The 20,847-nt window shown below is 43.9% G+C and carries 24 protein-coding genes, 1 tRNA gene and 2 pseudogenes; 13 read left to right on the forward strand and 14 right to left on the reverse strand.

Going from position 1 to position 20,847, the window contains the following annotated elements:
• The 12 genes and pseudogenes from PREMU_RS10145 to PREMU_RS10200 all read left to right on the forward strand — a co-directional run.
• Window positions 1-445 (forward strand): HNH endonuclease (locus PREMU_RS10145; protein WP_473234632.1); only part of this gene is annotated, 445 nt, incomplete at its 5' end.
• Window positions 446-545: 100 nt separating this feature from the next.
• Window positions 546-659: pseudogene (locus PREMU_RS10150) on the forward strand (DUF4134 family protein); the annotation flags it as partial.
• A 481-nt stretch (window positions 660-1,140) separates the two neighbouring features.
• Window positions 1,141-2,589 carry a group II intron reverse transcriptase/maturase gene (gene ltrA, locus PREMU_RS10155; protein ID WP_040558286.1) on the forward strand — a complete coding sequence of 483 codons (1,449 nt, stop codon included), beginning with the start codon at window positions 1,141-1,143 and terminating at the stop codon, window positions 2,587-2,589.
• A gap of 214 nt (window positions 2,590-2,803) precedes the next feature.
• A complete protein-coding gene (locus PREMU_RS15855) occupies window positions 2,804-3,343 on the forward strand; it encodes a WYL domain-containing protein (RefSeq protein WP_040558288.1) in 540 nt (179 codons plus the stop codon).
• Between the two features lie 44 nt (window positions 3,344-3,387).
• Entirely contained in the window at window positions 3,388-3,720 is a 333-nt protein-coding gene (locus PREMU_RS15860; RefSeq protein ID WP_050796412.1) for a WYL domain-containing protein, read from the forward strand.
• A 4-nt stretch (window positions 3,721-3,724) separates the two neighbouring features.
• Entirely contained in the window at window positions 3,725-4,246 is a 522-nt protein-coding gene (locus tag PREMU_RS10170) for a tetratricopeptide repeat protein (RefSeq protein ID WP_007575088.1), read from the forward strand.
• 7 nt (window positions 4,247-4,253) lie between these two features.
• Complete coding sequence (locus PREMU_RS10175) at window positions 4,254-4,865, forward strand: hypothetical protein (protein WP_007575090.1); 612 nt, start codon at window positions 4,254-4,256, stop codon at window positions 4,863-4,865.
• A gap of 146 nt (window positions 4,866-5,011) precedes the next feature.
• Window positions 5,012-5,674, forward strand: a complete 663-nt coding sequence (locus PREMU_RS10180; RefSeq protein ID WP_007575092.1) for a hypothetical protein — start codon at window positions 5,012-5,014, stop codon at window positions 5,672-5,674.
• Window positions 5,675-5,973: 299 nt separating this feature from the next.
• On the forward strand, window positions 5,974-6,396 hold the full coding sequence (locus PREMU_RS14205; RefSeq protein WP_156803998.1) for a hypothetical protein: 423 nt from the start codon (window positions 5,974-5,976) through the stop codon (window positions 6,394-6,396).
• Window positions 6,397-6,453: 57 nt separating this feature from the next.
• Window positions 6,454-6,527, forward strand: a tRNA-Arg gene (locus PREMU_RS10190).
• Between the two features lie 186 nt (window positions 6,528-6,713).
• Window positions 6,714-7,391 (forward strand): SIMPL domain-containing protein, encoded by a 678-nt coding sequence (locus tag PREMU_RS10195; RefSeq protein ID WP_007575095.1) that lies wholly within the window; start codon window positions 6,714-6,716, stop codon window positions 7,389-7,391.
• Between the two features lie 14 nt (window positions 7,392-7,405).
• Window positions 7,406-9,556, forward strand: coding sequence for a WG repeat-containing protein (locus tag PREMU_RS10200; protein WP_007575097.1), 2,151 nt, complete (start codon window positions 7,406-7,408; stop codon window positions 9,554-9,556).
• Window positions 9,557-9,588: 32 nt separating this feature from the next.
• Here the strand turns inward: PREMU_RS10200 and PREMU_RS10205 are convergent, their stop codons facing one another.
• The 5 genes from PREMU_RS10205 to PREMU_RS10225 form a co-directional block, all read right to left on the reverse strand.
• Complete coding sequence (locus tag PREMU_RS10205; protein ID WP_007575098.1) at window positions 9,589-9,828, reverse strand: hypothetical protein; 240 nt, start codon at window positions 9,826-9,828, stop codon at window positions 9,589-9,591.
• An 83-nt stretch (window positions 9,829-9,911) separates the two neighbouring features.
• Entirely contained in the window at window positions 9,912-11,015 is a 1,104-nt protein-coding gene (locus PREMU_RS10210) for a hypothetical protein (protein WP_007575100.1), read from the reverse strand.
• A 142-nt stretch (window positions 11,016-11,157) separates the two neighbouring features.
• Entirely contained in the window at window positions 11,158-11,385 is a 228-nt protein-coding gene (locus PREMU_RS10215; protein ID WP_007574821.1) for a hypothetical protein, read from the reverse strand.
• Window positions 11,386-11,452: 67 nt separating this feature from the next.
• Window positions 11,453-12,055 carry a PDDEXK family nuclease gene (locus PREMU_RS10220; RefSeq protein WP_007575102.1) on the reverse strand — a complete coding sequence of 201 codons (603 nt, stop codon included), beginning with the start codon at window positions 12,053-12,055 and terminating at the stop codon, window positions 11,453-11,455.
• Between the two features lie 2 nt (window positions 12,056-12,057).
• On the reverse strand, window positions 12,058-13,380 hold the full coding sequence (locus PREMU_RS10225) for a DNA cytosine methyltransferase (RefSeq protein WP_169311320.1): 1,323 nt from the start codon (window positions 13,378-13,380) through the stop codon (window positions 12,058-12,060).
• A gap of 74 nt (window positions 13,381-13,454) precedes the next feature.
• Between PREMU_RS10225 and PREMU_RS10230 the strand changes: the two genes are divergently transcribed.
• Window positions 13,455-13,958, forward strand: coding sequence for a very short patch repair endonuclease (locus tag PREMU_RS10230; RefSeq protein WP_007575105.1), 504 nt, complete (start codon window positions 13,455-13,457; stop codon window positions 13,956-13,958).
• 129 nt (window positions 13,959-14,087) lie between these two features.
• On the opposite strand, the gene PREMU_RS10235 is transcribed toward PREMU_RS10230, so the two are convergent.
• From PREMU_RS10235 to PREMU_RS10275, 9 genes and pseudogenes are all read right to left on the reverse strand, one after another.
• Window positions 14,088-14,879, reverse strand: coding sequence for a hypothetical protein (locus PREMU_RS10235; protein WP_007575107.1), 792 nt, complete (start codon window positions 14,877-14,879; stop codon window positions 14,088-14,090).
• 48 nt (window positions 14,880-14,927) lie between these two features.
• Window positions 14,928-15,779 carry a hypothetical protein gene (locus tag PREMU_RS10240; RefSeq protein ID WP_040558294.1) on the reverse strand — a complete coding sequence of 284 codons (852 nt, stop codon included), beginning with the start codon at window positions 15,777-15,779 and terminating at the stop codon, window positions 14,928-14,930.
• Between the two features lie 125 nt (window positions 15,780-15,904).
• On the reverse strand, window positions 15,905-16,621 hold the full coding sequence (locus PREMU_RS10245; RefSeq protein ID WP_156803999.1) for a hypothetical protein: 717 nt from the start codon (window positions 16,619-16,621) through the stop codon (window positions 15,905-15,907).
• A 142-nt stretch (window positions 16,622-16,763) separates the two neighbouring features.
• A pseudogene (gene recD2, locus PREMU_RS10250) lies at window positions 16,764-18,959 on the reverse strand (SF1B family DNA helicase RecD2).
• A 12-nt stretch (window positions 18,960-18,971) separates the two neighbouring features.
• Window positions 18,972-19,511 carry a beta-class carbonic anhydrase gene (locus PREMU_RS10255; RefSeq protein ID WP_007575114.1) on the reverse strand — a complete coding sequence of 180 codons (540 nt, stop codon included), beginning with the start codon at window positions 19,509-19,511 and terminating at the stop codon, window positions 18,972-18,974.
• 1 nt (window position 19,512) lies between these two features.
• Window positions 19,513-19,701 (reverse strand): glycine zipper domain-containing protein, encoded by a 189-nt coding sequence (locus tag PREMU_RS15335; RefSeq protein ID WP_040558296.1) that lies wholly within the window; start codon window positions 19,699-19,701, stop codon window positions 19,513-19,515.
• 57 nt (window positions 19,702-19,758) lie between these two features.
• A complete protein-coding gene (locus PREMU_RS10265) occupies window positions 19,759-20,112 on the reverse strand; it encodes an MmcQ/YjbR family DNA-binding protein (RefSeq protein ID WP_007575117.1) in 354 nt (117 codons plus the stop codon).
• Between the two features lie 12 nt (window positions 20,113-20,124).
• Window positions 20,125-20,430: a GNAT family N-acetyltransferase gene (locus tag PREMU_RS10270; protein WP_007575119.1), complete on the reverse strand. Its 306-nt coding sequence runs from the start codon at window positions 20,428-20,430 to the stop codon at window positions 20,125-20,127.
• A 120-nt stretch (window positions 20,431-20,550) separates the two neighbouring features.
• A partial coding sequence (locus tag PREMU_RS10275; protein WP_007575121.1) for a transposase occupies window positions 20,551-20,847 on the reverse strand: 297 nt, incomplete at its 5' end.

The raw sequence follows: 20,847 nt of genomic DNA on the forward strand, positions 1-20,847 counted from the left end.
GTGCTCTACTTTTGGCTACATTATGGAGTGGAGTCTATATAAGACTGTTGGACAGAAATTTAATCTTTCATCCATGCAGGTAAAGAAGAAGTTCCGCAAGGACAAAGACTTTGTTATTCCCTACAAGGACAAGAAGGGTAAAGAGAAGTTCAGAATGCTCTATAATGGAGGCTTTAAGCGCAGGAACGCTGATATTAACCATAAAGTGGACATTCTTCCACATCGGATTTCTATCCCGTTCCCAAGCATACCTGAAAGACTTCGGTCGGGGGTGTGTGAACTTTGCGGAAAAGAGCACGTTGATGGATTAATCGTCCATGAAGTTCGCAATCTAAATCACCTAAAAGGTGATAAGGAGTCAGAGAAAATCATGATGGCAATCCATAGGAAGACTCTTGTGGTGTGTCCAGAGTGCTTTTCACTGATTCAGCAAGGACTCAAATAGAGCTGTTAGTCAAGAGAGCCGTATACGTGGAAACATGTACGTACGGTTCGGGGGCAGATGGGCGAAGACCCACCGCCGTAAGGCGGAAATGGGCGTTGCCTTTTCGAGCCTACAAAATGGCGACCAGGACGTCAAGAAGGCTATTATGCTGACCATTGGAGGTTGCGTAGCATTCCTTGCAATGAGCGAGGCTTTACCTCTGTTCTTCAAGTAGTTATACTTGCATCTCGGGAAGGTGTCCGACTGTCCGAAGCGTCGGAACGGACACCTTTTGTTCGCCCAGCATGGGCATATTCTAACGGGTGCAAGTCCCCAAGCCGCCCTTATAGTGGGAAGGTTATAGTTGATGGCAAGGGTGTCCGTGGCGATGCGGAATCTGAAGGAAGCCGGAGACAAACATTGGGTCTGACGTACAGAAACATGATACCAAGGCCAAAGTCTGTGGGTAAGGCTGCAAAACAAGCATGATTCCTATAACTATACGGAACAGACATGGTAAATCATGCAGACATACAATGGAAAGAATATGTTCTTAACTGGGGAGGTCTCACGGACGTGGCGCAAGTAGACGAATCACTCGAAGCCCGTGGAGTAACGCTTGCCGTGAGAAGTCAGCCGAGGCCATAGTAGTCGGCTGTCGACAAGTCGATAAAGGGCCGAACCTTAATCAAACAACAGTTATTGAAAGTTACCAAATGGAAGGTAGAATGCAGAAAACACCAGCCCAAGCTAATGACTTTCCCCGTGTGGCAAGGACGGAATCCGAAAGCTGCTACGAGGGAGTGCAGACTTACATATGGATGACCGAAGACAACGTTGTGGAAGTACCATTTGACAAGGAACATTTGTTGGAGGTCATACTATCCCCTTCGAATCTCAACGCAGCTTATAAGAGCGTGGTGAGGAACAAGGGATGTGGCGGTGTCGACAGAATGTCGTGTGAGCAATTGCTCCCATGGCTCAGAGCCAACAAGGACACTCTGATAAGTTCCTTACTTGACGGCAGCTACCGTCCGAACCCAGTCAGACGGGTAGAGATACCCAAGGATAATGGCAAGAAGCGACTGTTGGGCATACCTACAGTTGTAGATCGTTTGGTTCAGCAAGCCATTAACCAAGTCTTGACTCCCATCTATGAGAAGCAGTTTAGCGGCAGCAGCTTCGGCTTCCGCCCTAACCGTGGATGCCACGATGCGTTGAAAAGCGCGAAATCCATCATCACGGGCGGTTACAAATATGTAGTCGACCTTGACTTGGAGCGCTTCTTCGATACGGTAAGCCACAACAAGCTCATAGAAGTCCTCTCCCGAACAATAAAGGACGGAAGGGTTGTATCGCTTATACACAAGTATCTTCGAAGTGGTGTAATGGTAAATGGATTGTTCGTTGAGAGCAAGGAGGGCACACCTCAAGGCGGTCCGCTTAGTCCGTTGTTAAGCAATGTTATGCTTAACGAATTGGACAAAGAACTTGAACGACGCGGTCTTCCGTTTGTCCGCTACGCTGACGACTCGATGATATTCTGTCGCTCCAAACGGGCGGCGGAGCGTGTTCGTGAATCCATTACTAAGTTCATCGAAGGTAAACTTCACCTGAAGGTTAACAAGGAAAAGACAGTTGTCTCCTATGTCAGAGGCGTGAAGTACCTCGGTTACTCGTTTTATATCCATAAAGGGAAGTGCGAGCTGAGTGTTCATCCCAAGACCAAGGCTAAGATGCTTCGTAAGCTAAAAGAACTTACGAAACGCAGCAATGGCATGGGGTACAAGAGACGCAAGGAAGCGCTTCGCCTTTATATAGTTGGCTGGGTGAACTATTATCACCTTGCCAATATGAAACAGCTAACAGTGAGGACGGACGAATGGTTACGCAGACGAATACGTATGTGTATATGGAAGTCATGGAAGAAAACCCGCACTAAGATGAGAAACCTTGTGAAATGTGGCATTGACCAATACAAGGCTTACCAATGGGGTAATACACGCTTAGGTTACTGGAGGGTAGCGGGCAGTCCAATACTTTCCCGGGCAATATCCAATCAGAATCTCAAACGTGCAGGGTACACTTGTTTGTCTGATGAATATGCCAAATGGATACCTAAAAGAGGAACCGCCGTATGCCGAACGGCACGTCCGGTGGTGTGAGAGGTCGGTAAACACGAAAATAGGAGATAAGCACCTATGATTAGTGTTTACCTCCTACTCGATTCATTGTCGATTCAATATAAACCTCCTATGCCGGTGTGGTCAGTGTGATGCTGACTGCACCGGCTTTTTCGTTTTCTGAAAAAATATTTTTACTTGTACCACGATATGGAACAAGATGTTCGTATCTTTGCAAACATAAAAGGAAAAGAAGATGAAAATACCCGAACTGTTCAAAGAATATATATGGCTCGTCAACACCATCTATCGCGCCAGAAAGATTTCACTCGCAGAGTTGAATGAACGCTGGTTGGATACGGAGATGAGTGGTGGCGTCGACATGGCCCGCACGACATTCAACCGTCACAAGGATGCCATTGAGGATATCTTCGGCATCTATATCGAGTGCGACCGCAAGGACGGCTACCGATACTATATCGGTAACCCGGAAGTGTTGGAAGATGACACAGTGCAGAACTGGATGCTCTCTACGATGTCTCTAAGCAATATCATCAGTGAAAGCATGTCGTTGCAGGAGCGCATCATCGCTGAATGGATCTCCGTTGACGAGGATATCTTGGAACAGCTGACAAAAGCCATGAAGGCTGGTCGTCGTATCACGATTACTTACCGCAACTCTGGTTCCCCTCAACGCTACAATACAGGATTGGATCCATACTGTCTGAAACTCTTCTATCAGAAATGGTATGTGCTGGGCAGACTCTATGACAACAAGTATGAGTATATTGCCTGAATAACATTGAGTATATTGAGATTCAGCAGCATACTTTCAAGATCGTGAAGGATTTCGATCCTAGGTCCTTCTTCGATGACTACTATGGTGTTGTCATCGATGATGAACTTCCGACGGAACGCATTGTGCTCAGAGCCTATCGTGATGAGCGCTTTGAACTGCGTGATGTCCCGCTCCATCACAGTCAGCACTTCCTGCAATGGAATAATGACGAGGATTTTGCGGACCTGGAGGTAAGATTGAAGCCAACCCACGATTTCATAGACTTCCTCATGTCGAAGTGTGACTGCCTGAAGGTTCTCTCCCCACAGTCACTAATCGACCAGCTTCGTGACAGAATGGAGAGAGGATTGAATACGTACAAGATAAACGAATAGCCCTATGGAAAAGAAAGATGAGTTTAAAGACATCCCTAAAGATTACCGATCCTTCTATCTCTCGTATACCGACAACTGTGAGGATTCCGGTTTCGACAAGGAGTATATAGAATACTTGCTAGACCTGTTGAAGAATCGTCCCGATGATCCTGCCCTGCAAGATCCCGATGTACAGAATAATATCGGCATCATTTTCGAGAACGGTATCATGGTAAGGAAGGATATTAACAAAGCTGTATTCTGGTATGAGTGTGCTGTTGCCCAAGGTGACGACCTGGCGAAAAGCAACCTTGCCGACATTCTCAGAAAAGGTAGTCAAGGCTATCCAAAAGACTTGAAGCGAGCCTTCGAACTGTATAAGAGTTGTGGTCTTCCATACGCTCACTATCGTGTCGGTGAGTTCTACGAGCATGGATGGGGCGTGGAGCGGAATATCGACGAGGCCAAGCGATATTACCGTCTTGCCTATAAGGAGCGCCATGCTCTGGCAATCAAGAAACTCGAAAAGTTTGACTTTCTCCATTGAAATGAATATGAAACAGGAAATAGGAAAAGACTATATGCCTACTGTAGTAGAAGTGAACAAATATCTTGACAGATGGAATCACATGGAGAATTATGTCAATCAGGAAAATGCCCTCAATAAGTTGTTCTTTGATCTTTGTAAAAGGAACGATAACATTGAGGATGTGCTTATAAAGTGCTCGACTCTGAACGACTTCTATAGTACCAATATCTTTGACATCCATTCCGTAGCCAAGCATATTTTGGAACTTAACATTGATAGCCGATTAGAGGATGGCGACGTGACATTAGTTAACGACATAGCAAATGAATATGTAGGTATCAACCATGAACACAGATATTTCTATTCTTTTGCGACAAAATACTGTAGCCACCATCAGCCGTTAAAGTACTCCATTTACGACCGATATGTAGATGATGTTTTAAACTTTTTCAGAAGAAGAGATAATTTTACTAAACTACCGTTCAATTCTGAAAGACTAAAGAAGAATTATGGTCTATATCTTGAAGTGATCCGGTCCTTTCAGGAGCACTATAGATTATCTGAATTCAATCTTAAACAGATGGATCAATACCTTTGGCAACTCGGCAGGGATTATTACAACCCCTATACGAAGTAGAATCTCCTTTTATTTCGAGAATGTCCCTTTATCCTTAATGGAATAAAGGGATTTTTTGTTTGTATGAAATTTTCTTCTTACATGTACCGACCTTTGGTACAACCTGCACTTAACTTTGCAAACAGAAACAAAAAAAAATGACAACTATGGGAATAGATCTTAGTGGAATCATAAAAAATGACTTTCGTGAAAGGAAGCACAGAAGAGCTTGTGAAGACTATGTCAATGCAACGATCAATATGCTCACAGAAAAGTATCATACAAGCAATGATACTTTCAGACTTGAATATGAGTCGTACAAGGATTCGTTTGATATCAGCATAGAAACGAATATGTGGGATATCATGCGTCTGCAACTCTGCGATGGTATGTGGCACGTAGAGATGGGTGTGCACTACTGTCAGGTGTTTTTTAAAAATCAGTATTGGCGACTTCAGCTCCAAGAAATTGCTGAAGCTCTTGGTCAAAAGGAATTCTGGATTTGTGACGAGAACTGTACATGGAACTCTCCATACATACCACATGATATTGGTGAGACTTCTTTCGAAGAATGGTATTCTTGTATCGCATCAGGAATAGAAGGATGTGAGAACGGTATAATTCCTGACTACCCGATGGATGAGATAATGAATACTCCGGATGGTAAAAGTTTCTATCCCTATCTAAAGGCTTATCATGACACAACAAATCTGTATCTTGTTGAGAAAAAGAGAGTTAGTGATAAGATAAAGGAAGGGAAACTAATAAGTTTGAATGGTGTTGGATTTGGATTCTACCCAGTCCTAATAAAAGACAAACTATATCTCTAATTAATCCTGAAAGGGATAAGATCATAGGAAATAGTCCCATAGAAACGTATGAATGCAGTCTTAATTCAGCGGGTTATGTGATTGTAAAAGATGGCAAGAACTATCTTGTAGACGACAATGGAGATATAAGATCAGAAGGTACATCTGAACAATTTCAATGGGATTGGGAATCAGATAAAGAATTCCCGTATCCGGCATTTATTCTTATTACAAATCCCGCTCTACCTAACAAGTGGAGAGTAGATATTCGAACAGGAGTAATGACTGAAATATAACGTGAACTCAAATACATACAAATTATGAAACAAAGATTTCTTCTCTTGATGACTCTCATGGTAGCAGTCCTCACGTTCAGTGCATGTTCATCGGATGATGATGACAACAACGGCAATAGTAATTCTTCCATCGTTGGTACATGGTATGGAGAGAATGATGATGAATCGGATGAGTTCCAGTTCAATGCGGATGGTACCTGTACGGATATCACCACGGAACTTGATATGCCATCCACAAAGACACGACTTTCAGGAACCTACACCTTGAATGGGAGCAAGTTAACCTTCTATTGGACGAAAGATGAGGACTGGAGTTCTCTTCTCCAGACATGGACGAACAGTAAGCGTATCTCAGAAACTTACACCGTCAATATTTCAGTGAAACCCGGCAAGCTGACATTATCAGCAACTGATGGAAGCGGTTCCGTGACATTCACGCGGAAATGATTGATGATGCATAGGAATAGAAGCATCATACTTCTTCCTATGCGATCTTCAACTTATGGTTCCGTAGCTCAATTGGATAGAGCATCCGCCTCCGGAGCGGACGGTTGCAAGTTCGAGTCTTGTCGGAATCACGCTATGTAGAAACAAGATAATGAGTATAGATTTAATGTTGAATATTTGTCTCATACAGAAAATTTGGTTATATTTGCCCTCAAATTATGATATGATTGTCTACTGACAAGATCAAATTTTGTGAGCCAACTTAAATTTTCAGTCACTTCATTCTTTTAAAGGATAGAAGACAAAACGAAGAAGCTATGGAAGAAAAGGAAAATCTGATTACGGTCACCGGCAAAGGTAGCGTACATGTGCTGCCCGATGTAACGAGAGTCTATTTGTCGCTCGTTAGTGTCCATGACAACTACGAGGAGGCTTATGCCCAGGCCAAAGCAAATACCGAGGCGCTGAGCAAGATCATGAATGAGGTGAAGCTCGATACCAAACTGCCGAAGACGGTTCGATTGGATATCAACAAGAAGACAGAGTCGAAGTATGACAAGTATCATAACTTCATCGGTGAAAAATTCATTGGCTACGAGTTGGATCACCGCGTGAAGATGGATCTGGGCATGGATAACGTGCTGCTCAATTCAATCATCAAACTGATAGGGAAACATCTCAAACAGGCAGAGATCGAGTTGGGCTATACCGTCAGGGACCCACGTCCCGTACAGCTCAAGATGTTGGAGCGAGCCGTGAAGGATGCCAAGGAGAAGGCGGAGATCATGGCCAAAGCTTGTGGCTGCAAACTTGGACTTGTCAAGAGCATTGACAGCTCCGACCAGGAGTTACATATCTATTCTCAGGCACGTACCCTCCATGAACCCGACGAGGCTGTATGTAGCACACCGGAATCTCTCGATATCACTCCGGAAGATCTCTCCGCATCCGATGAGGTAACGGTCGTGTGGTATCTCTCCGATGATGTTCATTAGACGAAGGACGACCGATGAACAAGTCTGATTTCGAGATCGTCTGCCAAGAAGGGAAGTATGGATTGCAGGATGACAAGGGAAATATTGTCGTCCCATTCATCTATGACAAAATTCTCGACTACGATGATGACGGTTATATCCGTGTATTGAAAGGAAAGGTCTATGGTACCGTCGATCTGAAAGGGAACCTCGTTATTCCTCATTCCTTGGGCATCACCCATCTCGGCGTTTTCCACAAGGGAACGGCCAGGGCCCGCAAGGATGGACTGTGGGGACTCGTCGACGTACACGGCAACTGTCTGACCGGCTTTGTCTATAAGGACATGGACGCCCACCGTTCCTATGGCTATCGCGTGATCACCCAAGACAATAAGTATGGCACCATCGATGAACAAGGAAACTTCAAGAAAGTAACCGATACGAAGCATTCCCCGTTCCAAAGTATCAGAGTCTTCCATAATGGTGTCGCACCAGCTTATACCTATCAGATGAAGTGGATATTCATTGACAAGGACCATAAACGTGTCAATGACTATGAGTATTGGAGCATGGACTCCGTCCTGAGAAATGGCATCTATACCGTTGCTTATGCGCCTAACCAATATTCCGCGGCAAAATATGACGGCACACCCATCACGACAGATACCTTTGACTATCCACTGCATTTTGAGAATGGTCTTTCCCGATGCTGTAAGAAACATCTCGATAATGAGGAAAAGGAGATAACCCTTGAGGACGGGCAGCCGATGTATGACTATGGCATCATCAAGGACAATGGAGAATACCTCTTCCCGATGGAGTATCATTTTCTCGACTGGAATAACCCAAAGACAAAGGATTGCTGGTATGCGGAGGATGACTATGCGAGTTATATCCTTTTCCTGAATGGTGAGAAGCTTATCTTCTACAAGTGCCCCAGCCATAAGTATCAGCCCTATATCCCCAAGGAACTGTTCAACCACCATATCACTCAGGAACAATTCGAAGCTATCAAATTTAGGCCTAAAGTAATATTCGATAAGGTTATCAAGCACTTTGACAGATTTCTTTTCTTCTCCAAACTCCGTGAGTGGATTGATGCCTGGCATGACTTCGACTTCTATTATCGTGACACGGATGCACCTGTGGATGTTGAAAAGACATATCGCGTAGGAAAGATCATTCGTTGTGGCTCTGACATGGAGCTGACGCGTAAGTTACTGCGGCCGGTCCATAAGATCCGTTTTATCATTGCATCCCATCATATCGCCAGTGTGGAAGAACTGAAGAAGGAAGATGATGATGCAGAGGAAGCGTATGTTCCCTTCGAGGAATATATCGCCGGGCGGAACACGTACTTCATGGTGTTGGACAACTATCACTATGGCTCAACGACACAGATTCTGTTGTTACAGTTGCCGTATACCGCCTTGCAGATGGCCAAGGTGTTTGGCGTGAGACTGTCACCTACCGTGCTGAGGAAAGAAAGTCTTGCTGGCATGGATGTCATTGGGACTGCCCGTACAGATCTGCAGACCAAGATGACAGAGCCCGTCCATGGTCATTCTCTTTCTGCTGTGTGGACTGCAAAGATGTACCAACCCATAGGTTTCGACCAAGACGCACGAAAAGTATCACTCCGACCTAAGCATGTTGTCACGAAAGTACGAAACGAAGAATATGTGAACTTCTTCATCAATTACGATGGCTTCCCAAAAAGAGAAGAGTTCCTAAAGGATAATTACAGCAAATTACAGATAGCCATCGGTAATGTCAAATATCTGGTCTCCAATGTTATTGTAACTGATAATAATGTCTCAGAAGCATCTATGAAGCCAGGAACTTGTAAGCTAGTATCTGAGATCGGGGAGCCTTATGATTATCGGTTACTGGCCTCTTACCCTGTATGGCAAGAAGGAGAAGCAAACGAAAAGAAGTTTCTCCAATCATGCTATCGCTCTGCCTACAAGATTGCTCAGGCAAATAAGTTCGATTCAATTGGTTTCACATGCTTAGGACTTGATAAAGGTTATCCGATCGATATTGCCATCAGCATAGCTGCTCAAACGACAATAGAATACATGACTACTGGAAAGTTTGACGATAATGTCGTTTTCTGCTTGAAGTCAGAATCTGTCGCAGCAAGATTTATCACGGAGCTAAAGGAATATCTGAAACAAAATTGATGGATTTTGTCAAAAGAGATCTTGATTGGTATCTATTTTAATAATTGAGGATACTTCGCCAACAGCTTGTCCTGCAGGTTGGCAAGGTTGTCGAACAGATTTATCTGATAATTCACAGGAATAAAGACTTCTGATGCGGGCATCTTCACGCCAATGACTCCCAAGACCTCATGATAGATGACGGGAAGACGGACATCACCATAGGCGAAGCTCATAGCTCCGCCGTTTCGCTTGTATTCTTTTATCTCTTCGATGAAAGTTTCCTTATTCATTGCTTCTCAAAATAGTTTTGCAAATATACAGCAAAGTTTTCTAGTATCCGAAAAACTTTCGAGCTGTACGGTTGAAAATCCCATCATCCAACCATACGATAGCTGATTTTCTGTTTTGTGATCCATTCTTCGATTTCTCCGTTAATCATTGACGCGGTAATTACGGCAAGTGCACTGCTCCCTTTTTCTGACCATGCCATGCCGTTGTGCTTTTGGCGCATTGCCACGACTAAGTCATTAGCTTTCTCTACGCGGTTACTTGAAATTCGGAGTTTCAATTCATGGCGCAACGCATAGCTTGTTAAGTTGGGGGACTTGCGACATATATAATCTTTGAGTTCTTCTATCTTCTTCGAATTCCTGACTTGAGATTTCTTTAATGAGTCAAGATAGTTGATAGCGTTCTGATATCTTCCTGTCCAAAGTATGGATGCCAGTTTCTTCTTTATCTGCAGTTTCTCATCCTTTGTCCCTTTTATCCCCATGCTGAGGAATTCATTGCATTTTTTCTCTAGATGGAGCCAGTCAGGAATGAGGGTATACTGCCTGAATCCAAAGTATTTCTCAATGTTGTCGCGGATGCATGTAGCCCCGTCAGAGAAGAATATGAGACGACTGTCCTCCATAAGCCTGTTTTCAAGAAGAAATGCGACGAGCAGCTTGAAAGCCTTGTCCATTCCTACGGCTGTCAATGTGTACTGTTTTCCTTCTGACTGAATGTGTATAACCGTATTTTCAACAAACGCCTTATCCTTCTTGCTTTTTTGCTTTCTCTCGGGCTTTTGGAACCTTACTCCAATATCGTCAATGCTGATGTAACAACATCTCCCAATGCCGTCTTCCATTTCCAACATTGAGTTTTCATATTTCAGTTTCGTCATGCGGTCCCTGCCTCGGTTGTACTCTGTGATTAGGCGGCGTATCTGTTTTTCCTCAAAGCCTGTTGTCAGCTCCGGTTTTACGACCGGTAGGGGAAAGTGTGAATCTTCAGCTATAATGCCGTCTTTGTCTATGTGATATGATTCAAGTATCTTCTCAGCCTTGGATGTATAGCCGTCAGACAATGAATCCCCAAACGATTCAACCCGGTCTTCCAGTGTGGACGTCTTGACGCTATTCTGCTTCTCGCGGTGAAGCACGCCATTGAGCACGTCAGTCGTGTCACGATAGCTGAGCTTGCTTACCAACTGTAGATTTAGCTTACGGAAAGATGTACTACGAAGCCGCTGTTTAGGTTTTAGACCCTTTATGGACTTTTTGTCCACTACGGCCGAGAAAACGCCAATCTCGCAATCTAACGTTTTCGCTACTTTTTCAGTTTCACCAAAATCAGGCCCCCTTTTTAGCCTGCTCTTCTAACCAGGCCTGAGTAATCTCTTCACATATTCCGTTTCGAGCTTTCAGCACATGCTGCTCATAATCGTCAAATGAAGACATAAACTCATCAAGATCGTGCGGGTTGAGGTCGTCTGGTATATCCTCTTCCACACGTCTTGTTATTTCACGGCCGTCAGGGGTCGTTATCTTGGCATAAAACCGTATTTTTGACTTTCCCATGTCTTTTATGACTTTATAATTTTTAGTTATAACGGAAAAAGTGGGGAATTATTTGCTCAGTCAGAAATCAATTTTTCAACCGTACAGGTCGTATTTTTTCAGACACTGATAATGATGATTTTATATCTTTTTTCAGCCACTCTATCAAAGCGTCAAATTCATGAGTTTGGCAATCTATGATATTATCCAATCCCAAAATATCTCCTGTCGTAATTTTACGACTAATACTCTCTACTTCACTCGATTCTATTGAAAGTAGAAAGCATTTTGCTTTTCTATGAACATATTTGAGGGCTACAGCCTCAAGATCAGCCTGCTTATATCTTTCTCTCAGACTAGTCTTGAGTGACAGGCTTATAGGCTTTTCTTTAGTATATAAGATAGTATCATATTCAACATTCGGCACAAATGCAACTTTTGCCTGAGAATAGAATGGTATTAGACCTTCTCTGTACAAAAGCGTGTAAATGGTAAGTTCAAAGAACTTACCATTAGTTGCATTATTTTGTATTTGGAGTTCCTTATATTTATTCCAATATTTTGAAACATAGTCGCTGGGAGAACTATAATCTAATGAAAGAAAATTATCATCAGGAAACAAGTTCTCGAATATTGAGGCAGTCTTGTTCTTACTGCCTTTAATAATACCTTTATCAAGAAGTATGCCCATAATCAAATAATCTTCAACGTCTTCAATTCTTGCTCTGCAGTTGCCTGAATAGCAGGTATTGCTACAGAATTGCCAAACTGCTTATAAGCAGAGGCATCAGCCACAACTATTTTGAATTCATCTGGGAAGCCTCGAAGCCTTGCCCATTCTCTTGGCGTCATGCGTCTTATACCTTCTCGGTTTACCTCTCCTTTTATATGAGTAATAGGAGTAAAGTTCGTCAATCTATTGTCAATAATGAGATTGCGCTCACGCCCCATACCACCAACTACTATTGCATTTGATACACCGTTAATATCAATGATTTCATACCCGAAGCCATTGCCCTTAGCGGCGTGTCTTGCTTTATGTCGTTTAAGTGTTTCTATATATTGCGTTGAGAGGTAATATTTAACTGATACTTCATGATCTTCCATAATATCACGGAACTTCGGTCGTTTACCAGCTGGAGTTGTAGGTTCTGGATAATGAAAATCTTCTGGTTTAATTCCCAAGTCTTTTCTGAAACCTACTATGTAAATTCTTTCACGGTGCTGTGGAACGCCGAAATCCATTGCATTCAATATTTTAGGAGTGACGACTGTGTATCCCGCATCATCAAGATGTTCAAGGATTGTTTTTAATGTACGCCCTTTATCATGGATTGCAAGACCCTTGACATTTTCCAAAAAGAAAGCTTTTGGCTGGTGACGGCGCAATACGTCTTCCACCTCAAAGAAAAGCGTTCCTCTTGTCTCGTCTTTAAAGCCAAGTCTCTTGCCTGCAAGTGAGAAAGCTTGACAAGGGAAACCAGCACATAGAATATCGAATTTTTTTGGTATGTAACTCTTTGTTGATTCTTTCGTAATGTCACCAAACGGCATCTCGCCATAGTTCGCAAGATAGGTTTTCTGAGCCTGCGCATCGAACTCAGAGCTATAAACACATTTTCCCCCTAGGTTCTGCATTGCAATACGGAACCCTCCAATACCTGCAAACAAGTCAATGAATGTGAACTTAGGATGTTCTGGAGCAGGAAAAGGAACATCAAAGAATCCTTTAAATAATTCCGTTTGAATAGGATCTTCGACCATGTCAACAATATCATCGTTTGAAAAATCGCCATGGTTCTGACCTTTAGCATCTAACCAGTCATTTACTAGTTCCTTAATACCAGCTATCTGATCTGCATTAAGATTATGTCTTAGTTCATAATCACTATGCAATATATGGGTAAGTACGGCTAAACAACTATCCATGCTTGTTTCGCCGTATACCTTTATTCCGTCAGCACAAGTTTCCTCGGGAAAATGTGCGACATTTGCTATTATCTTATCTGTTGCCATAATTGTTTTGCAAAAATACAATTTTTCTCTCAAAAATGGGTTCATTTAATCATTATTTTGTAAATTTGCGGAATATGGATAGGCATACACCACAACAACGACATAAAAACATGGCTGCGGTTCGATCAAAGAATACGAAGCCGGAGATTCTTGTGCGTAAATTTTTGTGGAGTAGAGGATTTAGATACCGACTTAACAATCCGCGGTTGCCAGGTCATCCAGATATCGTACTGAGGAAATACCGCACATGCGTCTTCATCAATGGTTGCTTTTGGCATGGCCATGATGGATGCAAGTACTCCCAATTACCAAAGACAAATACGGAATTTTGGCAGAAGAAGATTGAGAAGAACAAAGAGCGGGATAAAGAAGAACAAGTGAAGCTTGCCAAGATGGGGTGGCATTGCATTACCGTGTGGGAATGTGAACTGAAAGCCGACAAGCGTGAGAAAACGTTGGAGTCGCTTGCTTTCACCCTCAACCATATCTTCCTCCAAGATCATACCGTTACTTATAGGAAAATCGAAGAAGAAGGTAATCTTGAGATGGCTGCAGAACCCACGAATGAATCTCATTAACATTTGAGCAAGAGCTATGCACAAGTTGAGCAGAGGCCTTGCACAGTTTGTGCATGACCTCTGCTCAGTATGAATTCATTTGTCCTTTTAATATGACCTAGCATTAAAAGGACAAAATCTATGGTAATGTTACTCCAGGGAGAACGTGTAGCAACGGATGGCGAGATTGGGCTCGAACATATTGGCCAAAAAGTAGATCCCATACTCTCCGGGCTCAAGCTGAGATGCGGGGATAGTCAGCATGGTACTGTGATCGCCATAGTTCTGATAACCGAATGAGAGATACCCGGCTTTGTCGGCTTCCTCTGACTTGCTCGTACCGATTAGAGCCGCCTTTGTCTGGAACCAACGAAGACGACGATCCTTCTTGGTCGCCTTAAATCTGACAACCTTCAATGCTGCGAGAGCTGCTTCCTCACTGGTACATCTGAGATTGGCAATGATCTGAAGATCTTTCCCGTCTTTCTTCAAGATGGTCTTTGCATTGGCACCATCATAGGTGAAATCGTGACCTTCAGCTCCGGCAAGACTGTTTGTTATCTCTGCCACATCGGCAATGCTTCCAGCGGTACTCATGACCTTGATGCCACCTAAAGCAGTATTCAAAGAGCCTATGTTGGCACCGGCGATGACTCCGACACTGCCAAGTATGCCTGCTGCGTCAGCAATCTTGCCTACCTTTGAAGCGATATCGCCGAACTTGTTCTTGTGCTCCTTAATAAGACCGACTTCATAAGAAATCACCTGCAGAGTCTTGCCATCAGGGATGACATAAAACAGTTCCGCAGATGATGAGTCTGGTTCTACCACATCAGTGGCTTGTGCCTTGATGGTTGAACTGGTGAATAATAAGGCGCAAAGGAGCAAGAAGCTCTTGGCAGCATGCGTGAGAGTTGTTTTCTTGTTGTAGAAAAATTCCATGTTGATGTTATGTTTGGTGAATAATATAGATAGTGGTTGCTTTGGTTGTTACTTTTTTCGATTACTCCTCCTAATTGCTGGGCTCTTGTTAGATGAAGATGCTGACGTCGAGGCAGCCTTCAATGTCAAGACTGGCCCTAAGTTTAACCAATTGCCTGCGTGCTCTGGATCCAGAACTTCTGATTCCTCTACAGGACAGAAGATCTTACCATAGTGAGGGGTCTCAAACAACAGACAAAGTCGGGAGCCAGCAACCGTACCAACATTATCTGTCCAATCCTCGTTCTCAAGGGTCATACTTGTGTCATAATGAACTGTATCTACAAAGACGTCAATACACTTCAAGTCTTCTGTTCTCGGAATATCATTGTTGTGAGACGCATTGTGAGGCTTACGAGTTACATAGTCTCTGAAGAAGTCGAGACGGCGGGATAATCCAGTCGCTCTGTATGTCTTGCCAACACATGTACTCTTAGCAAGATCATAGTGTTTCTGAACGATGAAATTCGTATTGAGATCACCCGAAGCAAAGATTGAGTCCGTCTTCCCAGGCTCAAAGAGGCAGAGGACATCGAGGCCTGCATCCACGACACGGAAAGACTTCAACTTCATTGTGGAAGCATCCAAATCTTTGTAGGGCCAGTAGGATTCTTCTGAGTTAGCAGACAGATCATTGGTATAGAACTCCGTCTTGTCATTGATGCCAAGATACGTAACATTCTCTCCAATCAGATGAGCGAGGTTATATTCCCCATTGTCGTTCTGAAGGTCAATGTTGTGCTTACCGTCGTAAACGGCAGGCTTCACTTCCTTCTTGATCTGAGGAGCTTCACCAAAATTGATTTGAGCGTTTGCATGCATAGCAATAGCTGCGGCTGCGAATAAGAGAACTTTTTTCATCGTAGGGTCGTTATAGTTATTACTCTGATGCAAAATTAGTGAAAATAATTAAGAAATGTAAAGGGATAACCCTAAAAGATACGGGAAATCCCTATACACTGGCAATAGCAGTCAAAACTTCTAAATTACCGTTGCTTTCTCAAGTTTCTGAAAGCACTGTCGTCATTGATATTGATCCTATCCAACTTAGGGTTCCTCTGTGATGTAGGGAAGAACATAAAACTCGGATAGTTCTTGGCAGTCTTATAACCCAGTGAGCGATAGTAGGCCTTCAAGCTAGAAAAAGCTTTGTCTTTATCCTGTTCCAATTTGTCAAAGCCCATCGATTGATAATATTTCTTCTCCTTCTCATTGTTCCTTCTGTATTCAAACTGCAAGGGATAAGGCTTCATAGCAACGAGGCCACAACCAGGAGACAACATGTCAAAGTTGTCTTTGATGGTCATCTTACCGATGCCAAGACCACGGTACTCCGGAAAGATCTCCAACCGTGAGAATATGCATAGGTTCAGCTCGTCTATCATAAACTTCTCAGTGAGATCATCATTAAACCCATCGTTCTGGAAATCATACAATGCAGAGAAATCATCTAACTCGGAATAGTAATCAAATATATAACGAATATCATAGTCATCATCAACGGCCTGTCCAAGAAGGAGAATATATCTCTGAGCTTTTCCAATCAGGAATTCACCATCAATTTCATTCCTTCCAACTATATCCACATTGATCTTCTTGATGTATCTTTCGGCTTCAATCTCTCCAACACTGGACTCATAACTATACTTGAAATTAATCGTAGTATAGAAGTCCTTCTCGTAATTTTCGTTATTGTCTGTCATATCAATAATCATATAGTAAACATATTATGGGTTCGAGCGCAAATTTAACGAAATAATCTGGTAAATCAGAATAATGTCTCAATTATTATGACTCTTCATTTATAATCTAACGGATTTGTAAGGCCTAGTCATAAAAATGAACTTATTTGCTTTTCTCTTCTGCTGCCATTTCTAGATTTTCTTCATCATCCTTCCGCTGATACACCACGACTATCTTGCCTTGCAGCCGTTCCTTGAGGAGCGTATTGCGCTGGGTGACGGTGTTGTGGTTGACGGCATACCACAGAGCCTTGCGGGTACCGATGAGAATGCAGATCTTCTTGGCACGGGTCACAGCCGTGTAGATGAGGTTACGCTGGAGCATGACGTAGTTGGTGAAGTGGACGGGGATGATGACAATAGGATACTCCGAGCCCTGACTCTTGTGGATTGTCGTGGCATAGGATAGGCTGAGCTCATCAAGTTCTGAGGATTCGTATTCCACGGATTTGCCATCGAAATCTACGGTCAGTGTGCGGTCTTCCATGTTAACGAGGGTGACGATGCCCATGTCGCCGTTGAACACTTCTTTCTGATAGTCATTCTTCAATTGCATGACGCGGTCGTTCTTACGGAACGTGTAACCGCCTCGCTGCAGGCCCTCACCGACGGGATTAACAGCCTGCTGTATAGATATGTTGAGGTTGCTTGCCCCGATAACCGAGCGCTGCATCGGTGTGAGGACTTGAATACTCGTTGATGGAACATGATAGGCTTGGGGTAAACGGGACTTGACAAGACTGACTATGGTGGCCGCAATTTGCTCTGGATCTTCAAATTCCATAAAGAAGAAGTCAGACTGTTTGCCATTGCTGATGTCGGGAAAGCGGCCCTCATTGATGGCGTGGGCATTCATGATGATTCGACTCGTCTGTGCCTGACGGAAGATGCGGGTCAGACGAACAACGGGAACAACATCCGAGGAGATGATATCACGCAGTACATTGCCGGGACCCACGGATGGCAACTGGTCCACATCTCCGACGAGCAACAGTCGCATGCCTTGAGGTAAAGCCTTGAGGAGCGAGTTCATCAGTACGATGTCAATCATTGAGCTCTCATCGACAATCAATGCGTCACCTTCAAGGGGATTGTCCTCATTGTACTTGTAGCCTTCGGATGGGTTGAAACCGAGAAGCCGGTGAATGGTCTTCGACTCCATGCCCGTTGCCTCAGTCATTCGTTTGGCAGCACGGCCAGTTGGAGCGGCACAGAGAATCTCCAAGCCCATAGTCTGCCAGGCTGCGATGATGCCTTGGGTGACAGTCGTCTTGCCGGTACCAGGACCACCAGTCAACACCATCACTTTTGACTTTACTGCCTGACGGATTGCCTCTGTCTGCAAGTCATCGTAGGTGATGCCCGTACGTTTCTGAATTTCCTTGATATTCGGTTCCTTCTGAAAGAGCGTCTTGGAGCCATCCTGCATCAGAGTTCTTAGTTTGTTGGCCACACCCACCTCACTATAGTAGAGTGGGGGCAGATAAATGGCTTCACCTTCTATTTTCAGATCCTCTGAGGCAATCATCTTGTCAAGGACTTGTTCGATAGAGTCCTTGTCGGCTCCAAGGAGTTGAACACCGGCATCAAGAAGTTGGTTGCGCTCGGCATAAACGTGGCCCTCGTTGGACAATTGGTTGAGGGTATAGACAATACCACTTCTGCAACGCCGCGGGTCATTCTTTGTGTAGCCCATCTTCTCGGCGATGCTGTCAGCTGTTTTGAAGCCGATGCCCCAGATGTCGTCGGCAAGACAATAGGGATTGTCCTGTACCTTCTTGATGCTCTGCTTGCCGTAAGTCTTATAGATCTTTGCAGCGTAGGCGGTACTCACACCGTTGCCTTGGAGGAACACCATCACTTCCTTCACATCAAGCTACATCATCCAGGAATCATGGATCTTCTTGATACGTTTCGGACCAATGCCTGGCACACCACTCAGTTTCTTCGGTTCCTTCTCAATGACGTCGAATGTCTCGAGACCAAAGGTTGAAACAATGAGTTTGGCATATTTCGGCCCGATACCCTTAACCAGACCGCTTCTGAGGTACTTCTCGATACCGAACTCCGTGGCAGGCATGGCTTCCTCATAGGTGCTGACAACGAACTGGGAGCCATACTGCTTGTTGACTTTCCATTCGCCCTCAGCCACCATCACCGTACCAACAGTCACTTCGGGCATATTGCCGACCAGCGTGACGAGATCGTTGTATCCCTTCACGTTAGCCTTCAGGATGCTGTATCCGTTCTCTGCACTCTGATAGGTGATTCGTTCTATGACTGCTCGAAGCTTGCTCATTGACTTTGTCGATTAATCTTTCACCTCTGTCAGTTTACCAGTTGTCGAATCGATAATGAAGCCACGAACAATAACTTCATTTGGTACAAGTGGATGGTTTTTCACACGGTTCATCGTTGCACGAACACTACGCTCCGTGTCTCCGAAGCCTTCAAGCCATTGACTCAAGTTGATATGTTTCTCTACTTCATCGACTTGTGCTTGAGGAATGCGTTGCCGGATAAGTTCCTTCATATGGTGCCCATGCATCTTGCCAGCGCCGCAATCAGTATGATGAATGAGCATGATTTCTTGGATGCCAAGCTCGTAGATGCCTACAATGATAGAGCGCATCACGGCATCGTAATCGTCGAGGATCACACCGCCAGCGACCTTCACCATTTTTACTTCACCATTCTTGATGCCCAATGCCTCTGGCAGCATCACGCTCAATCGTGTGTCCATGCAGGTGACAATCAGCGTTTGTCCGGATGGCTTTCCATCTGTAATATGCTTCTCATAACCTTTCCGCTCAACGAAGCGACGGTTGTTTTCCAATATATCGTCTATCATTTTACTTAACGTTTATATCATCATGAAAATCTTCTTCCGAGCTTTTGTCTTTATGTTCCGAAGTTGAATCACCAAAAGCTATACCAAAAAGCATACCAATAGATATGCCTATGGCTATATTCCACTTCATAATAGCAGCGAAGGCTGCCCCAAACATCATGCCTAAGCACATTCTTGTTGTCATGTTCATAGCTTTCTCCTTTTTTCTTCTTCTGTATCAGTGGATGAATTGGATGGTTTATAGAACTTATATATCGGAGTACTTCATTCGTAGTTTCTTTGGCAGCTTACTCAAGACGAGCTTATATGACTCATGGATCAACTTTTTGACCTCATCGTCATCAATGATATCAAGATATACGTCATTCCAATGGGTCTTATTCAAATGATAAGCCGGACGAATACCATCTGTATGCTCGCGAAGCATCTGTCCTTCTTCAGGCGGAAGCTTCACGGCACAAGTCGGCTCAAGAGTATCAAGCCTTATGTGGAGGAATATCTTTCCTTCAATACGGTACAACACCCAATCTTCACCGTATGCCTGATCCTCGGTCACTCCTGGTAGAGTAAGGGCGTAATCTCTGACCTCTTCAATATTCATATTCCCGTTTTGTTAGATTTGACAACTTACTCCTTCCCCCGCATGCTCATCAAGGATATCCTTGTACTGTGGATGACGCTGATACCACGCGTAGGCATAGGAGCATATAGGTAAGACCTTCAGTTTGTGGTTAATGGCATACTCGTTGGCTGCTTCGACAAGTAACGCTCCGATGCCCATGCCTTTCTTGAAAGCCTCTGTATGGTCAATGGACATCACTTGTCCCTTGAAGGTAAAGTCCAACAGTCCCACCTGCTCTTCTCCGTCATAGGCAAGCACCTGACCTTTCGTATTGTCTGCTACAATCTTCGTTTCCATAAGCGTCATATTTTTTGCCAAATTTACGAAAAGTTTTCGACCTGTACGGTTGAAAAATTGATTTCTGACTGAGCAAATAATTCGGCTCAGTACCAATAGTCCGTGGATAGATTAACTTTATTATCCGAAGATCGTTGCAACTCTGTACATGAAGAAAGGAAGGTCTTGTACACCTCTGACTTGTGCTCTGAAGCCCTTCGTCTTTGAGTTGAGGGACTCTGCAGAAGCATTGGTCGATCTGTTGTTAAAGTAGTTAAGAACTTCCTCCTCTCTGTACTTGATAGCATCCCTGGCTACTTTGATCTCACGCAGGTTGGAGTTAGCCCCACAGAGCCAACGATTACCGGTTCGCTGGGCAACACATTCACCTACAAGAACTGGCATCTCATCGTTTTCGCCACCTACAGTTTCGGCAAC

This window comes from Hallella multisaccharivorax DSM 17128 (genome assembly GCF_000218235.1).
Lineage (GTDB): Bacteria > Bacteroidota > Bacteroidia > Bacteroidales > Bacteroidaceae > Prevotella > Prevotella multisaccharivorax.